Below are 16,247 nucleotides of genomic sequence, written 5' to 3' on the forward strand. Positions count from 1 at the left end.
CCGCCGTCGAGCGGCGGGGAATCCCGGGGTGTTCGCCCCTCCTGGGCCTCGGCCGAAGCCACCGCCCAGGCCGCCCGTCGCGCGTGGAAACCACGGCACGGCCCCTCGGGGCGGCGATCCGACCCGGCTTTCGATGGCCGATGAACCATCCCGGCTGTTCAGGGCAGGGCCACATACCGCTACAGTCCGCGCCATGTCATCGGATTCGACTGAAGTCTGGGCGGGCTGGTACCGCGACCGACGTGGCGCGGAAGCGGTCACGATCGCGGCGCACGGACGGCAACTGCGCACGCGCATCAGGGGTGTTGAGTACGAAGGGGCGACCTTTGCCGCCCTGGAGGTCGTCGGAGCGGAGGGAGTCCTCTCCTCCTGCGTACTGGAGTGGGACATACCGCTGCCCGTCCATGTGGACGGCGGTGTCGAGCGCGCCACACTGAGCTGTCTGCTGACGCTCGGTGAACTGAGGCCCGAAGGGTCCCTCGATCGGGCGGACCTCAACCTCACCCTGCACTACGGCGGAGCCGCCTACGAGTCCGGAGTCGCAGGAGGCGACTTCGACGATGCGCTGGACCGCATCCAGAAACAACTGCCCCCCGGGGCCGAGTTGGGATCACACGTGTGCGCCGAGGTCTGATCCGACCCGAGGATCGACCGGAACGCACGAACGCCAAGGGCGCCCCCTCATCCAAGGACGAGGGGGCGCTCTCGGGGCGGTACGACATCACCCGCAGTGCGGGCACGGTGAGGAAGGAGGGGGCGCCCCGCTTCCTGGTAACGGGACGCCCCCGGCAGTGCGGGCCCTGCCCCTGCGGTCCTGGCGGTGGAGACCTCAGGGCCCGCTCATGGTCAGGAGATACGCGCAGCCGCAGCGGCCAGCCCATACGCCCAGATCGAGTTCACCCGTGACCGCTCCTGGGTGTTGGGCACCGCATTGCGGCAGGACGGCCCGGGGCCGCCACCGGACATCAACTCGCTGCACGGACCCCGGTAGTTGTCCGGCAGGCCGAGCACATGACCGGTCTCGTGCGAGGTCACCCGGTACGAGTCGTACTGCTGGTTCTGCCGGTAGTCGAGGAAGATGTAGCCGCGTCCGCGGCCGTCCGTGCTGGCGTAGGAACCGCGGGCGTCATTTCCCTCGTAGTAGCGGAAGTTCGGGTTGCTGCCCTCCTGGAGGCGCACATTGGTGACCGAGCTGTTCCATATCTGGGTGCTGCGCGCTATCTGGCTGCGGAAGGTGGGCGCGCTGGTCGCGTTGTACGTGACGGTGACGACACGGGCGCCGGGGTTGGCGGCCCGCTGCTCGGCGACCGACTTCAAAACGGCCTGGAAGAATGCCCTGGTCGCCTTGGTGTCCGCGGCGGACCCCTCGTAGGCGACGTAGGACGGGACGGCGGCCTTCGTGGGGGAGTCGGCCGGGACGGCGGCGGTGGCGGGGACGGCACCGAGTGCGGCAGCCAGGGTGAGGCCGACGGTGAGTGCGGCGGAGAACGCGGTTCTGGGATGACGCATGGGGGGCTCCTACTCGTCCGGTTGGGAATCCGGTGAATCGGATCGTGCGCACACAACCGATGAGTCCTGCTGGACCCGGGGAACGGATGCGTAACGCAGAGTCTCGGGGAGAGCGCCCACCGGCGGATGATGCCAACTGGTGATAACCCCGCTGCATCACACTGTCCCCGTCCGTCCGCTGTGCCCGAACTGTGTCTCTGGTGCGGCCGTTGGCGTCGCCCTACTCTCGGGTCATGGAGCTAGAGGTGAGGCACCTGCGCGCCTTGTGCGCCATCGCGGAGACCGGCAGTCTGCACAAGGCTGCACGCCGACTCGGCGTCAGCCAACCGTCCCTGACGACCCAGTTGCGACGGATCGAGAACTCCCTCGGCGCCGAACTGTTCTCACGCGAGCGGTCCGGCTGTCGACCGACGCCCCTGGGGCGGGCCGTACTGACCCGAGCCAGACCGTTGGTGGCCGAAATGGCAGCCCTCGTGGTGGAGGCCAAGGCCGCCGCTGCCCGAGCGCAGGGCGCCCGACTGCGCGTCGGCTCGACCGCCAGCAGCGCGCTGCCCGGCTGGCTCGGCCGACTGCGGCGCAGACTGCCCGACACCGATATCTCGCTGCATGTGGACGTCTCGGCGAACGCCCTGCTCAGGATGGTTTCGTCCGGGCAACTCGACGTGGCGTTCGTCCATGAGGTCGAGGGCTGCCCACTGCTGGTCCCCGACGGCGTCTTCCGGCGGGTGCTGATGGAGCGCGAGCCGCAATTCGTCTCCATGTCACGTGACCATCCGGCCGCCGCCGCACCCGTCGTGGAGCTGAGGGATCTGGCCGACGATCGATGGATCGTCGATCCGACCGTCGACGGCGAATGGGACGGTCTGCGCCGGGTGTTGGCCGCAGCGGGACTCAATCCACCGGTTCTGCACGGCGACTACCACACGGCCGCCTCGCTGATCGCGGTCGGCGAGGCCGTCGCCCCCTGCCAGCCGACCTCGGGCGGGCGGGAGGACATGGCCGTACGACCCCTGCTCGGCGATCCCCTCGCCGTCCGGCTGCTGTTGTGCACCCCGCCCGGCCCCCAGGAGCCGTACGACGAGGTGTACACGGACCTGGAGTCCGCCTATCGGGAGGCGGCGACCCGGGCTGCGGTCTACCGTCAGTGGCTGCGCCGCCACAAGAGCCCGCTGATCACCCCGGCCGCCTGACCGTCAGCGCCCCGAAGTGGCCTCGTCCAGCAGCAGATAGAGCAGCCCCACCAGGCTGCCGCCGCTGACCACTTCTCGGCGGTCGATCATCGCCCGGACTTGCGTCAACTCGATCCACTCGATGCGGTCCGACTCGTTCATCTCGGTCGGTGGGCCGGCGTAGTGTGCGCCGTCGGCCCGGAACACATGGTGCTCAGAATCCGTGATGCCGTTCGCGGGCTGGGCGTAGACCAGGGGTTTCATCGACCCGACCCGCCAACCGGTCTCCTCCTCGACCTCCCGTGCCGCCGTCTGCTGGGGGGTTTCGCCCGGCTCGATCAGCCCCATCGGGAGCTCCCAACCCCAGGTGTCCGTGATGAACCGGTGCCGCCACATCATCAACACCCGCGACCGCTCGTCCAGTACGGCCGCGACCGCGAGGTGCCGCATCCGCACGACGTGGTGCTCAAGACGGAGGCCGTCCGGCTGTTGGACGTCCGCGAGCCACAGATTGACCCACGGGTTCTTGTAGATCTGCCGTTCCCCATGGACGGTCCACCGCATCAGCTCAACTCCTTCGCCCCCAGCGCCCCGTACCGCACCGGGCGCTGATCTGGTCTGCCGGGCTCCTGTCTACGCCCATCAGGGGGCATTCATGGCAATCCATCACCCGTGCGGCCTACGGGCTTCGGAGGCAACCAGCCGATGACCAGGCTGACGCGCGGCGCGGAGCGTCCGGGCGTCAGCGCTTGCGCTTGCGGCGGGACTCCCAGTACGCCAGCAACTCGGCGGCCTTCTCGTCGAACCGCTTGTCCAGCATGGACATCGGGGACGGCAGGGCGAACTGGTTGCCGTTCTTCCGCACCACCACCAGACGCCGACCCCAGATCGTCCGCCCCACCTGGATCGCAGCGACGTCCCCCCACGGGATCTTCCCCCGCGGTCCGCGCGCCACGATCAGCGCGGACGCCGTGGCCTGCACTCCTCGGGGCCGCGGTATGACACAGCACGCGGCGCCCGCTATCGCGGCCATCAGCACACCGTTCCTGAGCTGACTCACGGGCATCGGGTCATCGGTGAAGAGCAGTCCCACGTACAGCAGGAGGGTCGCCAGCAGGATGCCCACCGTGGCCGGCACCGCGATCTGCACCCGGCTCGGCCGGTACGTGATGACCTCGTTGCTCGGCTTGTCGTTCCTCGCGGGACGCTTGAACTTGTTCACTGAGGCCACCATTCACGTCACCCGCCCTGAACCGGGGTACCTCTCCCCGCGGGTGAGCACGACAGTACGACAGTGGTACGGCCACTCGCCGGGAATCCGCCGTCGGTCGACAGCCCACTGGCGGCCATATCGACGCGGATCGCCCGGGCGTCGGTGCACCCGGTGCGACGAGGACCCACCGATGCCGGGGATCGGTCGTGCGGGCTCCGGCCCGACCCGGGACGGACACCGCTGCGCCGGCCCCCGGTCCGTTCTTGGTTCGTCCGCACATGCGTCAAGGGCCCCACCGCTGCGCGCGGTGGGGCCCTTTCGACCTGCAATGACGCCATAAAAGGCAGGCGCATGCGTCAGGCTTGCTTGGTCTCCCAGAAGATCTTGTCGATCTGGGCGATGTAGTCCAGCGCCTTCTGACCCGTCGCGGGGTCCGTCGACGCCTTGGCGGCCGACAGCGCCTTCAGGGTGTCGTTGATCAGCTGGTGGAGCTCGGGGTACTTCTCGAAGTGCGGGGGCTTGAAGTAGTCGCTCCAGAGCACCGAAACGTGGTGCTTGGCGAGCTCCGCGCGCTGCTCCTTGATGACCGTTGCGCGGGCCCGGAAGTGCGCGTCCTCGTTGGCCTGGAACTTCTCCTGGACTGCCTTGACCGATTCGGCCTCGATCCTGGCCTGGGCCGGGTCGTAGACACCGCAGGGCAGATCGCAGTGCGCGCTGACCTTCACCTTGGGGGCAAACAGGCGGGAGAGCATGGTGCAGTCCTTCCTCGTGATCGTCTTCTCAGGTGGGACATTACTCCGTGAGAGAGTCGATTTCGCGAGTGCCCCCTAGGGCTTAGGACGAAAGTCCGGGGTCAGTATGCGACTGGTGGCGGAACTTACCCTGGTACTCGGAGGTGGCCGGATGTCGGAGCGGGGCCGGGCGCAGAATGCGCCGTTCGGTGTGGCCGAGGTGTCGGGACCGTCCATGTATCCGACGCTCAAGCCCGGCGATCAGCTACTGGTCCACTACGGTGCGCAGGTCAGGCCCGGCGATGTCGCCGTGCTGCGCCATCCGCTCCAACAGGACCTCCTGATCGTGAAACGGCTCGCCGAGCGGCGGGCGGGCGGCTGGTGGGTGCTCGGGGACAACCCCGGTGCCGAAGGGGACAGCAGGGTGTTCGGAGCCGTCCCGCCCGAACTGCTCCTGGGGCGGGTGCGGGGTCGCTACCGGCCGCGCGCCGAGGGTCAGCGGTCGGCGCTGGGGCTGGTCTCCTGGGCGCTGACCGCCGTACGCCCCGTGCTGTGCAGCCGGTCGGTGCTCTCCAAGCGCTTGCGGGCGCGGTAGGCGGCGACGTTGGCGCGGGTGGCGCAGCGGTCCGAGCAGTAGCGGCGGGAGCGGTTGGTCGAGGTGTCCAGATAGGCGTTGCGGCACGGCGCTGCCTCGCACAGGCCGAGCCGGTCCACCCCGTACTCCGTCAGATGGACGGCGAGCCCCATGGCTGCGATCGCCGCATAGCCCGCGGTGGCGTTGGAGGGGTGCTCGGCGAGGTGCATGTGCCACTTGGGACGGCCGTCGTCGTCCCGGAAGTCGTGCCCTGAGATCTGTGGGCTGACGGGGAATTCCAGCAGCAGTGAGTTCAGCAGGTCTACGGCCTGGGTCTCATCGCCCTCGTCGGCCGCGGCGAAGACCGCTCGCAGCCGGCCGCGCACCGAGCGGAAGCGTGTCACATCGGCATCCGTCGCGCGCCGGGCGGCCTGTGCGGACGCCCCGAAGAGCTCCCGGATCACCTCGACCGAGGTGAGGGAGTCCTTGCCGCGGGCCGGCTCCTCGGTGTTGACCAGTCGCACTGCGAAGTCCGAGTAATGGGCTAGTTCCACTTGTAGTCCTTACCGGGGGCGGTCTAGAGTCGGGCTGTCGAAGTAATGGATGTTACTGGTTTCAGGGTATTACGAGTGGGAGGCTTTCATGGGAGAGGCGCAGATGCCCCGAAGCGCGGACTGGGATGCGTGGCAGCGGAGCTGGGACCGTCAACAAGAGTGGTACATGCCCGATCGCGAGGAGCGGTTCCAGGTCATGTTGGACATGGTCGAGGCGACCGTGGGGCCCGCACCGCGGGTGCTGGACCTCGCCTGTGGCACCGGCACCATCAGCGACCGCCTCCTCGCCCGCATGCCCGACGCCACCAGCACCGGTGTCGACCTCGACCCGGCGCTGCTGACGATCGGGCGGGGGCATTTCGCCGGGGACGACCGCGTCACCCTGGTCACCGCCGACCTCACCGATCCCGAGTGGCCCGCGAAGCTGCCCCACGACACGTACGACGCCGTGCTGACCGCGACAGCCCTGCACTGGCTTCGGCTGGGGCCGCTGGCCGCGCTGTACGGACAACTCGCCCAGCTCGTGCGGGACGACGGGGTCTTCCTCAACGCCGACCGCATGATCGACGGCTCCACCCCGCGGATCAACGCGGCCGAGAGTGCCCACCGGCACGCCCGGATGGACCGGGCCAAGGCTGCGGGCGCCGTCGACTGGTCCGAGTGGTGGGCGCTGGCGGGCCGGGACCCCGCGCTCTCCGGGCCGGTGGCCGAGCGCTTCGCGATCTACGGCGAGCACGCCGACGGTGAGACGCCCTCCGCCCACTGGCACGTTGAAACCCTCCGAGCGGCCGGGTTCGGCGAAGCGCGCACCGTCTGGTCGTCCCCGTCGGACTGCCTGGTTCTCGCCCTGAAGTGACGTTCCGGCATCCGCCTTCGACGGTTCCCGGCCATGTTCCGTCCAGCTCCGGCAGTAGGTGCAACCCTTCCGCGGGCCATCGCACTGAAGAGATGGACGGCCCGCGCCAGCGGGTCCGGGGGAGGGGTGGCGATGGGGCGGGCCGAAGAAGATGCCACGCTGCACGCATTCGTGGAGGGGAGGCGCTCGGCGCTCTTTCGCAGCGCCTATCTGCTCTGCGGCGACCGGGACGAGGCCGATGACCTCGTACAGACGACCCTCGTCAAGGTCGTCCTCGGAGGACGGCGGCATCTGCGTCTGGACAACATCGAGGCGTATGCGCGCAAGACCCTGATCAACACCTTCATCGCCTCCCGGCGGCGGTTTTGGCGGCGGGAATATGCGTACGCGGAGATTCCCGACCAGGCCCGGGTCCCGGAGGCCGACAGGGAGACGGGCCTACTGGTCCGAGAGGCCCTGGCGCGGCTCACACCACGGCAGCGCGCCGTGGTCGTGCTGCGCTACTGGGAGGACATGACGGTCTCGGCCACCGCGGAACTGCTCGACATGCGGGAGAACACGGTGAAGAGCCATGCGGCCCGCGGACTCGCCGCGCTGCGGGCCGAGGTGCGGGAGGAACTCGTATGAACGACATCAAGGATCTGCTGGAGCGGGCGGCGGCCGGTGCCGGACGCTGCACCGTCACCAGCGAGGACGTCCACACCGAGGCCGCCCGCATCAGGAGCCGACGCATGGCAGTGGCGAGCGGGGCGCTGGTGGCCGTTCTCGCATCAGCAGCTTTTGTGGGTGCGGCGCTCGACTCCTGGCACGACGAGCAGCGCGCGTCGGCGACCGCCGGCCATGGGCCCGTGTCCGGGGTGCTCGTGACCTCGGGCACTGAGGCGCTCCTGGAGGGGTTCATCGCGATGATGCCCCAGAGGCTGCGCGAAGGCGGGAGTTTCCATCAGGCGGAAAGCGCCCACGATCGCCGCCACGAGGCCCCCACGGACAGGGTCGGGCCCTTCGACGGGCGGATCCTGACTCCCAGCGGATACCTCTACATCGAGTACTTCGACGAGGACGATGTGATGCGGAGCGACCGTGTGCGGGAGATGCTGACCCCGGGGCAGTGCGAGGCCGACTTCAAGGCGGACTGCCGAACGGAGAAGGTGCCCGGGAGCGGACAGCTGGAGATCTGGAGTCAGAAGCAGCAGCGCATCATGCTGTGGCAGGGATTTCACGGCGGCTACTCCGGAATCCTCAGGCTGCCGGACGGTGCCGTGCTCACCATCACCGAGGCGGTCCGGGACAAGACCAAGCTCCAGTCCCTGACCCGCGTCGAGTTCCGTGAACTGATGCTCCGCGCCGAATTCCTGCCCGAGGAGAAGTAGTCCCCGTCCGGGACGGGCGAAGGGGCGGTACGGGCGAAGTTCCCCGTACCGCCCCCTGACGCACCGACCTACCGTCAGAGCACCTTCGACAGGAAGGACTTCGTCCGGTCGTGCTGCGGATTGGTCAGCACATCGCGCGGATGTCCCGACTCGACCACCACGCCGTCGTCCATGAAGACGAGTGCGTCGCCGACCTCGCGGGCGAAGCCCATCTCATGGGTGACGACGACCATCGTCATGCCGTCCTCGGCCAGACCGCGCATCACATCCAGTACGTCGCCCACGAGTTCGGGGTCAAGGGCGGACGTCGGCTCGTCGAACAGCATCAGCTTCGGCTCCATCGCCAGCGCCCGGGCGATCGCCACCCGCTGTTGCTGACCACCCGAGAGCTGCGACGGGTAGCTCATGGCCTTGTCCGCGAGGCCCACCCGGTCGAGGAGTTGCTCGGCCCGGGCGCGCGCCACGGCCCGTGCCTCGCCCTTGACCTGGACCGGGGCCTCCATGACGTTCGCGAGGGCCGTCATATGGGGGAACAGGTTGAACCGCTGGAAGACCATGCCGATGTCCCGGCGCTTGACGGCGACCTCGCTGTCCTTCAACTCGTAGAGCTTGTCGCCCTTCTGGCGGTAGCCGACCAGTTCGCCGTCGACGTAGAGCCGTCCGGCGTTGACCTTCTCCAGATGGTTGATGCAGCGCAGGAAGGTCGACTTGCCGGATCCGGACGGGCCGATCAGACAGAAGACCTCCCGGGGGGCGACCTCCAGGTCAATGCCCTTGAGGACCTCGATGGGACCGAAGGACTTGTGCACGCCCTCCGCCTTGACCATGGCGTTCGTGCTCATGCGGAGACTCCCTTCGGACGACGCACCGAGAACACGGTCGACTTGATCTTCTGGAACGGGGTGGGTGGCAGGCTGCGGCTGGAGCCGCGTGCGTAGTGCCGCTCCAGGTAGTACTGGCCCACGCTCAGGATCGACGTCATCACCAGGTACCAGGCGGCGGCCAGGAAGTACATCTCCACCGGGGCGCCGGAGGACTGGCCGATGTTCTGCGCCTGCCGGAACAACTCCGTGAACTGGACCGCGGCGACCAACGAGGTCGTCTTGAGCATGTTGATGACTTCATTGCCGGTCGGCGGCACGATGACCCGCATCGCCTGCGGTATCACGACACGGCGCAGTGTCTTGCTCTGGCTCATGCCGAGCGCGTGCGACGCCTCCGTCTGCCCCTCGTCGACCGAGAGCAGACCCGCACGGCAGATCTCCGCCATGTACGCGGCCTCGTTCAGACCGAGCCCCAGGAGCGCCGTGAGCATCGGCGTCATGAAGTCGGACCACTCGTCCTGGTAGAAGCCGAGGTTGATGGTGTCGAAGACGAGCCCCAGGTTGAACCAGACGAAGAGCTGGACCAGGACCGGGGTGCCGCGGAAGAACCAGATGTAGAACCAGGCGATGGACGAGGTCACGGGGTTCTTGGAGAGGCGCATCACCGCGAGGAGGATGCCTCCGACGATGCCGATCAGCATCGACAGGAAGGTGAGGACCAGGGTCTCCCAGACGCCGTCCAGAATGCGGTCGTCGAAGAAGTAGTCGGGGATGGCACCCCAGTTGATCTTGCCCTGGGAGAAGGCGTTGACCACCAGCGCGAAGAGCGCGATCGCGATGAACGCGGTGATGTAACGGCCGTAGTGGCGGACCGGGATGGCCTTGATGGCCTCCGGGCGGGTGGTTGGTGGCGGCGGTGTGTCGTCCGGCCCCGTCTTTTCGATGTCGACTGTCACAACGAGCCTTTCAATGCCGAGTCGGCCGGGACATGGCCTGATCGGGGGTCCTGTACTCCACCGGGGTGAAGTCCCGGGACGGTGCGCGGCGCTCGGGAGGTGTGTACCCGTTCTCACCTGCGTCGTGCTGAACCGCCCGGTGACGGGCCCGGTGGGACCCCGGCCGGGGGTCGGTCCGGCCGGGGATGCCTACCCGTTGGGCTCAGGTACCACCGTTGACCTTGGCCTCGGTCACCGCGCCCGCGGCGACGCCCCACTTGTCGACGATCTTCTGGTACTCGCCGTTCTTGATGATCGCCTCCAGAGCCTTCTGGATGGCGTCACGCAGTTGGTCGTTGCCCTTGGCGATGGCGATGCCGTACGGGGCGGCCTCCACCTGCTCGCCGACGATCTGGAAGTCGTTGCCGCCGCCCGAGGTCTTCACGGCGTAGGCGGCCACCGGGAAGTCGGAGGAGCCGGCGTCGGCGCCACCGGCGCGCAGCCGGGTCTGGGCCTCCAGGTCGTTGTCGAACGCCTCGATGGTGATCTTGCCCTTGGCGCCGCACTTGGTGCTCTCGGCCTTGGCCAGGTCCTCGGAGACCGTGCCGCGCTGGACGGCGATCTTCTTGCCGCACAGGTCGGCCCAGGACTTGATGCCCTTGTCGTCGCCCTTCTTGGTGTAGATCGAGACGCCCGCGGTGAAGTAGTCGACGAAGTCGACGCCCTCGCCGACCTTCTTCTTGGTCTCGGAGTCGACACCGTCCTGGCGGTCCTTGGTGTCGGTCATGGCCGACATGGCGATGTCGTACCGCTTGGAACGCAGGCCCGTGATCAAGGTGTCGAAGGTGCCGTTCTCGAACTCGAAGTCCACTCCGAGCTGCTTGCCGAGGGCGTCCGCGATGTCCGGGTCGATGCCCACGGTCTTGCCCGCGTCGTCCTTGAACTCGACCGGCGGGTAGGCGATGTCGGAACCGACCTTCACCTTGCCCTGGTCCTGGATCGCCTTGGGCAACAGATCGTGCAGCGGCGCTCCGCCCTGAGAGCTGGAACCGGTGCTCTCGGTGGTCTTCTTGCTGCTGCTCGTCTGGTCGCCGCACGCGGTCAGCAGCATGGAGCCGGCGACCGCGACAACGCCTACCGCGATGATCCGGGAGTTGAGGGTCTTCCGGGTCTTCGGGGCGGTCGTCTTGCGCGTGATGCTTGCGGTCATGAGCGGGGTCCTCCGGCGTGTCAGAAAGCTGCCATTTCTTGTTCGTATCCAGGTCAGGTACTCACCATCGAGTGTCCCGACCTTGTGTGTTTTCGGCATCTTGCCATTCGGACTAGCCCATTCAGGGGGCCGCGCATGTCAAAATCGCATAACGGGACACCCCCGACCTCCCGTCGATCGGCCTCTCGGGGCCGAATCATTGACGGAAGGGGCGTCTTTCAGCCGGAAGATCTGCGGCTTGCGCCCCTCCAGAGAGAGGACATACGGCACAAGATCGACGTGTCGTGATATCCGCCGATGAGTCATGCCGTCCATCGGGATATGGACTCGTCTTGGGGGGCCTCCGTCCGGTATGAAGGACGATTACACCCCTCATCCGGGGCTCAGGGCGCGTGTGCGGCGCGCCCGCGTGTGCGTATTCACCCTGCCCGGCGGGCCAACCGTCGACGTGGGGCACGGACACGGTGCCCGCCCCTCCTCAACCAGGAGTGGAAACCCTCAACTGATGAAGAAATAAGGGGTCAACCCATGGCAGCGGAGATCGTCAACCCCCATAGCGACAGTGTGACGGAGAGTGCTCCGGAGGAGCCCTTCGATCCGGCTTTCGCGCTTCACCGCGGCGGGAAGATGGCCATTGTGGCCACCGTTCCCGTGCGGGACAAGGACGACCTGTCCCTCGCATACACCCCCGGCGTCGCCAAGGTGTGCTCCGCCATCGCGGAGCACCCCGAACTGGTCCACGACTACACCTGGAAGTCACAGGTCGTCGCCGTGGTCACGGACGGGACCGCGGTGCTGGGCCTCGGTGACATCGGACCCGAGGCGTCCCTTCCGGTGATGGAGGGCAAAGCGATCCTCTTCAAGCAGTTCGGCGGCGTCGACGCCGTGCCGATCGCGCTGGCCACCAAGGACACCGACGAGATCGTCGAGACCGTGGTCCGGCTCGCACCCTCCTTCGGCGGGGTGAACCTGGAGGACATCTCGGCGCCGCGCTGCTTCGAGATCGAGCGCAGGCTCCAGGAGCGGCTGGACATCCCCGTCTTCCACGACGACCAGCACGGCACTGCGGTGGTGACCCTCGCAGCCCTGCGGAACGCGGCCAAGCTGACCGGCCGCAGTATCGGCGATCTGCGTGCGGTGATCTCCGGCGCGGGCGCGGCCGGTGTGGCCATCGCCAAGTTCCTGCTGGAAGCGGGTCTGGGCGATGTCGCCGTCGCCGACCGCAAGGGGATCGTCAGCAAGGACCGGGACGACCTCAACCCGGTGAAGCGCGAGCTCGCCGAGATCACCAACCGGGCGGGGCTCAGCGGATCGCTGGAGTCGGCCCTCGCCGGAGCCGATGTCTTCATCGGCGTCTCCGGCGGCACGATCCGCGAGGAGGCCGTGGCGTCCATGGCCCCCGGCGCGTTCGTCTTCGCCATGGCCAACCCGACCCCGGAGATCCACCCCGATGTGGCCCACCGGTACGCGGCCGTGGTGGCGACGGGACGCAGCGACTTCCCGAACCAGATCAACAACGTGCTGGCCTTCCCCGGGATCTTCGCGGGCGCGCTCCAGGTGCGGGCGTCGCGGATCACCGAAGGTATGAAGATCGCCGCGGCGACGGCGCTCGCCGACGTCGTGGGTGACCAGCTGGCCGCCGACTATGTGATCCCCTCACCGTTCGACGAGCGCGTCGCACCGGCCGTGACGGCCGCGGTCGCGGCTGCCGCCCGGGCGGAGGGCGTGGCCCGGCGTTGACGCCGGGCGGGCTGCCCCGCCCCCGGGTGGCCGGGCGCTGACCTGCGGGTCAGCGCACCCACTCACGGTCGGGAGCCTGCCGCCCTGGCGAAACGAGCCTCAGGGCCCCACCCCTTCGGGGGAGGGGCCCTGGCTGCTGTCCGGGACCATCGAGACGCGACCGCCGACAGGGGCCCATCGATGCGAACCGCCGACACGGGACCGCCGACGGGAGTCCACCCGCGCAGCGGGCCGCCTTCGCGGAGCCGCCGACCCGGGTGCGCATAGCCCGAACGGTCGCGGCCATCCGGGAAGCGGCACGGTCCACCGCCGATGAGCCCGGTACGCGGTGCACCGCCGAGTCCGGTACGCGACCCGCCCTGATCGGCACATCAACGGCTCCGAGAGCGGCGCCGCCCGTACCCGTCGTGATCGCGGGGGGCGGCGCGTGTCACACCCCTGTGTGGTTCCGCCACCCACCCTGCCGCCCTAGGGTCGAGCCATGTTCGCCGCCTACGCCGCTCGCATCGACCCCGACCATCCCCTCGACGGGCTGGAGCTCGGTGAGGTCCCCGCTCCGGAGGACCGGCCCGGCTGGACCACGATCGCCGTCAGAGCCGCCTCGCTCAACCACCACGACCTCTGGTCCCTGCGCGGCGTCGGTCTGCCCGAGGAGCGGCTGCCGATGGTCCTGGGCTGCGATGCCGCGGGGATCGACCCGGAAGGGCGCGAGGTGGTGGTCCACTCCGTCATCGGTCAGAGCGGCCACGGCGTCGGACCCGACGAGCCCCGCTCCATCCTCACCGAGCGCTATCCGGGCACGTTCGCCGAGCGGGTCTCGGTGCCCACCTGGAATGTGCTGCCCAAGCCGAAGGAGCTCTCCTTCGAAGAGGCCGCCTGTCTGCCCACGGCCTGGCTCACCGCGTACCGGATGCTGTTCACCAACGCCGGGGTGCGTCCCGGGGATTCGGTCCTCGTCCAGGGCGCCGGCGGTGGGGTCGCCACCGCGGCCATCGTCCTCGGCAAGGCGGCGGGACTGCGGATGTACGCCACCAGCCGGGACGAGGCCAAGAGGGTCCGGGCTCTTGAACTCGGCGCCGAAGAGGCGTTCGAACCGGGGGCGCGGCTACCGCACCGCGTGGATGCGGTGATCGAGACCGTTGGGGCCGCCACCTGGTCGCATTCGGTCAAGTCCCTGCGGCCCGGGGGCACCCTGGTGATCTCCGGAGCCACCAGCGGGGACCGTCCCGCGCACGCGGAGCTGACCCGCATCTTCTTCCTGGAACTGAAGGTCGTCGGCTCCACGATGGGTTCCAAGGACGAGCTCCAGGCCCTGCTCAACTTCTGTGCTGCGACGGGGGTACGGCCGGTGATCGACGACGTACTGCCGTTGGACCGGGCCCGTGAGGGCTTCGAACGGATGGCGGCGGGCGAGGTGTTCGGCAAGGTGGTGCTCAAGCCGTCCTGACCCCGGGTCCGAGAACCGTCCGTTCCGGCGCCCGGTCGGTGGCGCACCCCGAATCGCACCACCTCGGGCGCTCGTCGGACGGGCACCCGAGGCGGCACCCCGGTCCGCATGGGCCACAGCGGGCACAGAGAGCGGACCGGGGGCGGACTACTTCTTCTGGATGAGCGCGGCCACGATGTGGGCCGCCGCCGCGGACAAGTGCCGACGGGCGGTGGCCAATTGCGGCTCGGTCACGCCGTGGTCCTTGGCCGCATCGCGGATGTCGTCACGGAAGCGGTCCAACAGCCGCTCCAGGTCCCGGGCCGGGTCGCCCGTGGACGGGGTGTCCCTCAGCCACTCCTCGTCCGGAGAGCTCGGCCGAGGTGGTGCGGGCGGTGCGGGCGGTGCGGGCGGTGTGGGCGGTGGAGTGGGACTGGGAGTCGGGGGAGGCGTCGGTGGATCCTCCGGCGCGGAGGGCATCCCCGCATTCCTCGCCAACCCACTCAGCTGGGAGGTCAGTTCCGACAGGCCCTCGCGCAGGCCCGTCGGCCAGTCCCCGCGGGCGAAGTGGTCCTGCACCTGGTCCTGCACCTGCTTGGCGATGCGCTGCACATCGTCCCGCGCCTTCTCGTGGGCCTCCTTGGCCTGACGGCGGGCCCGTTGGGCGTCCTCCCGGGCGCGGCGGGCCTGCTCCTGCCACTCGTGGGTTGTCTTGGCCCACTCCTCCTTCTCCTGGGTGTGCGAGGTGCGCGCCCTGGAGGTCGCGGCCCGCACTTCGCTGCGCAGCTTGCCCGCGGCGCCGCGCACATCGTCGCGGATCTCCGCGGCGAGTTCGGACACGGACTCCCGGATCTCCAACTCCAGATCGGCCAGTTCGCCGCTGCGCCCCGCCAGTTCCGCCCGCCCCGCCTCGGTGAGCGAGTAGACCTTGCGTCCCCCTTCGGTGGCGTGGGTGACGAGCCCTTCGGCCTCCAGTTTGGCGAGCCTGGGGTAGACCGTTCCCGCGGACGGCGCGTACAGACCGTGGAAGCGCTCCTCCAGCAGGCGGATCACCTCGTACCCGTGGCGGGGCGATTCGTCCAGGAGCTTCAGCAAGTACAGGCGCAGTCGGCCGTGGGCGAATACGGGAGGCATGTCAGAACACCTTTCCGGTGTCGGTGGGGTCAGCGTCATCCGCGCTCGCGGTGGGAGGTGGGTCCGCGGGGGCTTCGGATGCCTCGGACGGCCTGCGGAGCAGGGCGATGGAGCCTGACATGGTGGTCGCCTTGAGCTTGCCCGTCCCCGAGCCCAAGGTGCCGGTGATCTTCTTGGCGCCCCACTGCCCGCTGACCCGGAGGTCCTCGAAGGCGTTGGAGACCGCACCGCTGGCCGTGTTGGCATCCACCTGGGCGTCAGCGGGGTGCGGCAGCCTGATCGCCACTTCCCCGGAGACCGTCGTCAGGCTGACGTCGGTCGGGACCGCCGTACCGTCGTCGTGTGCGGCGAGGTCCACCAGCATGTCCCCGCTGACCGTGTTGGCCCGTACCCGGGAGCCGGCTCCGCCTTCGATGACGGTCAGATGACCTGACACGGACTGGTAGCGCAGTCGGCCGGTGACGCCCTGGGTCTCCAGATTGCCCGATACGGTCTCGGCCACGACGTCGCCCGCGAGTCGGACGAGGGTGGCGTCCCCGTGGACGCTGCGGACGGAGGTCGCACCCTGGACACCGGAGATCACCGCTCCCGCGCCGACCACCCCGACCTCCACGGTGGCGCCGAGCGGCACCGCGAGCGAGACGACGGCGTCACGGTGCCAGCCCTTGCGGTCGAGCCACTTGAGCCAGTTGTGCCAGGGCAGGTCCTCGTAGGCGATGGTGAGGGTGGAGCCCTCCTGGGTCACCTTCAGCGCGGGTCCGTCGAGCTGGGTGACCTCCAGCCGGGCCGAGTCGCCGTCCGTCCCCACGACATTGACCGCTCCATTGACGACCCGCACTTTGAGTGCGGTCACGGGCCCGTCAAAGGCGAGCTTCTGCGGCTCCTTGACCTCCCACGTCGACACCGCCATGACGCTGACCTCCCCATCGGCCGTGACGCAACATATCGCGTCTTCCGCTAGATACGATATATCGCGAGCGGTGGGTGTCAAGGTCCGCTCCT

Annotated in this window: 18 protein-coding genes; 8 read left to right on the top strand and 10 right to left on the bottom strand. The window is 68.8% G+C overall.

Going from position 1 to position 16,247, the window contains the following annotated elements; all coding sequences use genetic code 11:
* Positions 1-193 precede the first annotated feature (193 nt).
* The gene (locus OID54_RS25715; protein ID WP_329023190.1) at positions 194-634 is read left to right on the top strand and encodes a DUF6304 family protein; all 441 of its coding nucleotides are present in this window, start codon (positions 194-196) and stop codon (positions 632-634) included.
* Between the two features lie 212 nt (positions 635-846).
* Here the strand turns inward: OID54_RS25715 and snpA are convergent, their stop codons facing one another.
* Positions 847-1,509, bottom strand: coding sequence for a snapalysin (gene snpA, locus OID54_RS25720; RefSeq protein ID WP_329023191.1), 663 nt, complete (start codon positions 1,507-1,509; stop codon positions 847-849).
* Between the two features lie 233 nt (positions 1,510-1,742).
* Between snpA and OID54_RS25725 the strand changes: the two genes are divergently transcribed.
* A complete protein-coding gene (locus OID54_RS25725) occupies positions 1,743-2,699 on the top strand; it encodes a LysR family transcriptional regulator (protein ID WP_329023192.1) in 957 nt (318 codons plus the stop codon).
* 3 nt (positions 2,700-2,702) lie between these two features.
* Here OID54_RS25725 and OID54_RS25730 read toward each other — a convergent pair whose 3' ends face one another.
* The 3 genes from OID54_RS25730 to sodN form a co-directional block, all read right to left on the bottom strand.
* Positions 2,703-3,242, bottom strand: a complete 540-nt coding sequence (locus OID54_RS25730) for an NUDIX hydrolase (protein WP_329023193.1) — start codon at positions 3,240-3,242, stop codon at positions 2,703-2,705.
* A gap of 178 nt (positions 3,243-3,420) precedes the next feature.
* Positions 3,421-3,900 (bottom strand): hypothetical protein, encoded by a 480-nt coding sequence (locus OID54_RS25735; RefSeq protein ID WP_329023195.1) that lies wholly within the window; start codon positions 3,898-3,900, stop codon positions 3,421-3,423.
* A gap of 347 nt (positions 3,901-4,247) precedes the next feature.
* Entirely contained in the window at positions 4,248-4,643 is a 396-nt protein-coding gene (gene sodN, locus OID54_RS25740) for a superoxide dismutase, Ni (RefSeq protein WP_329023196.1), read from the bottom strand.
* A gap of 151 nt (positions 4,644-4,794) precedes the next feature.
* On the opposite strand from sodN, the gene sodX reads away from it, so the two are divergent.
* Positions 4,795-5,217, top strand: coding sequence for a nickel-type superoxide dismutase maturation protease (gene sodX / locus OID54_RS25745; RefSeq protein WP_329027786.1), 423 nt, complete (start codon positions 4,795-4,797; stop codon positions 5,215-5,217).
* Here sodX and OID54_RS25750 read toward each other — a convergent pair.
* The gene (locus OID54_RS25750) at positions 5,118-5,750 is read right to left on the bottom strand and encodes a CGNR zinc finger domain-containing protein (RefSeq protein ID WP_329023198.1); all 633 of its coding nucleotides are present in this window, start codon (positions 5,748-5,750) and stop codon (positions 5,118-5,120) included. The two genes, sodX and OID54_RS25750, sit on opposite strands and share 100 nt — an antisense overlap.
* Before the next feature lie 88 nt (positions 5,751-5,838).
* Between OID54_RS25750 and OID54_RS25755 the strand changes: the two genes are divergently transcribed.
* From OID54_RS25755 to OID54_RS25765, 3 genes are all read left to right on the top strand, one after another.
* Positions 5,839-6,606, top strand: coding sequence for a class I SAM-dependent methyltransferase (locus OID54_RS25755; protein ID WP_443055677.1), 768 nt, complete (start codon positions 5,839-5,841; stop codon positions 6,604-6,606).
* A gap of 132 nt (positions 6,607-6,738) precedes the next feature.
* On the top strand, positions 6,739-7,233 hold the full coding sequence (locus OID54_RS25760; protein WP_329023200.1) for a sigma-70 family RNA polymerase sigma factor: 495 nt from the start codon (positions 6,739-6,741) through the stop codon (positions 7,231-7,233).
* Positions 7,230-7,976: a hypothetical protein gene (locus tag OID54_RS25765; RefSeq protein ID WP_329023202.1), complete on the top strand. Its 747-nt coding sequence runs from the start codon at positions 7,230-7,232 to the stop codon at positions 7,974-7,976. Before OID54_RS25760 ends, OID54_RS25765 begins: the two co-directional genes overlap by 4 nt.
* A 74-nt stretch (positions 7,977-8,050) precedes the next feature.
* Here the strand turns inward: OID54_RS25765 and OID54_RS25770 are convergent, their stop codons facing one another.
* From OID54_RS25770 to OID54_RS25780, 3 genes are all read right to left on the bottom strand, one after another.
* The gene (locus tag OID54_RS25770) at positions 8,051-8,818 is read right to left on the bottom strand and encodes an amino acid ABC transporter ATP-binding protein (protein ID WP_329023204.1); all 768 of its coding nucleotides are present in this window, start codon (positions 8,816-8,818) and stop codon (positions 8,051-8,053) included.
* On the bottom strand, positions 8,815-9,756 hold the full coding sequence (locus tag OID54_RS25775; RefSeq protein ID WP_329023206.1) for an amino acid ABC transporter permease: 942 nt from the start codon (positions 9,754-9,756) through the stop codon (positions 8,815-8,817). Before OID54_RS25775 ends, OID54_RS25770 begins: the two co-directional genes overlap by 4 nt.
* Positions 9,757-9,958: 202 nt before the next feature.
* Positions 9,959-10,945 (bottom strand): ABC transporter substrate-binding protein, encoded by a 987-nt coding sequence (locus OID54_RS25780; RefSeq protein ID WP_329023209.1) that lies wholly within the window; start codon positions 10,943-10,945, stop codon positions 9,959-9,961.
* A 528-nt stretch (positions 10,946-11,473) separates the two neighbouring features.
* On the opposite strand from OID54_RS25780, the gene OID54_RS25785 reads away from it, so the two are divergent.
* Together OID54_RS25785 and OID54_RS25790 are read left to right on the top strand one after the other, a co-directional pair.
* On the top strand, positions 11,474-12,685 hold the full coding sequence (locus OID54_RS25785) for an NAD(P)-dependent malic enzyme (protein WP_329023211.1): 1,212 nt from the start codon (positions 11,474-11,476) through the stop codon (positions 12,683-12,685).
* Between the two features lie 481 nt (positions 12,686-13,166).
* On the top strand, positions 13,167-14,132 hold the full coding sequence (locus OID54_RS25790; protein WP_329023213.1) for a zinc-binding dehydrogenase: 966 nt from the start codon (positions 13,167-13,169) through the stop codon (positions 14,130-14,132).
* Positions 14,133-14,279: 147 nt separating this feature from the next.
* Here the strand turns inward: OID54_RS25790 and OID54_RS25795 are convergent, their stop codons facing one another.
* Both OID54_RS25795 and OID54_RS25800 read right to left on the bottom strand, forming a co-directional pair.
* Positions 14,280-15,245 carry a helix-turn-helix transcriptional regulator gene (locus OID54_RS25795; protein WP_329023215.1) on the bottom strand — a complete coding sequence of 322 codons (966 nt, stop codon included), beginning with the start codon at positions 15,243-15,245 and terminating at the stop codon, positions 14,280-14,282.
* A gap of 1 nt (position 15,246) precedes the next feature.
* Positions 15,247-16,155, bottom strand: coding sequence for a DUF4097 family beta strand repeat-containing protein (locus OID54_RS25800; RefSeq protein WP_329023216.1), 909 nt, complete (start codon positions 16,153-16,155; stop codon positions 15,247-15,249).
* Between the last annotated feature and the right edge of the window lie 92 nt (positions 16,156-16,247).

This window comes from Streptomyces sp. NBC_00690 (assembly GCF_036226685.1).
In the GTDB taxonomy this organism is placed as follows: Bacteria; Actinomycetota; Actinomycetes; order Streptomycetales; family Streptomycetaceae; genus Streptomyces.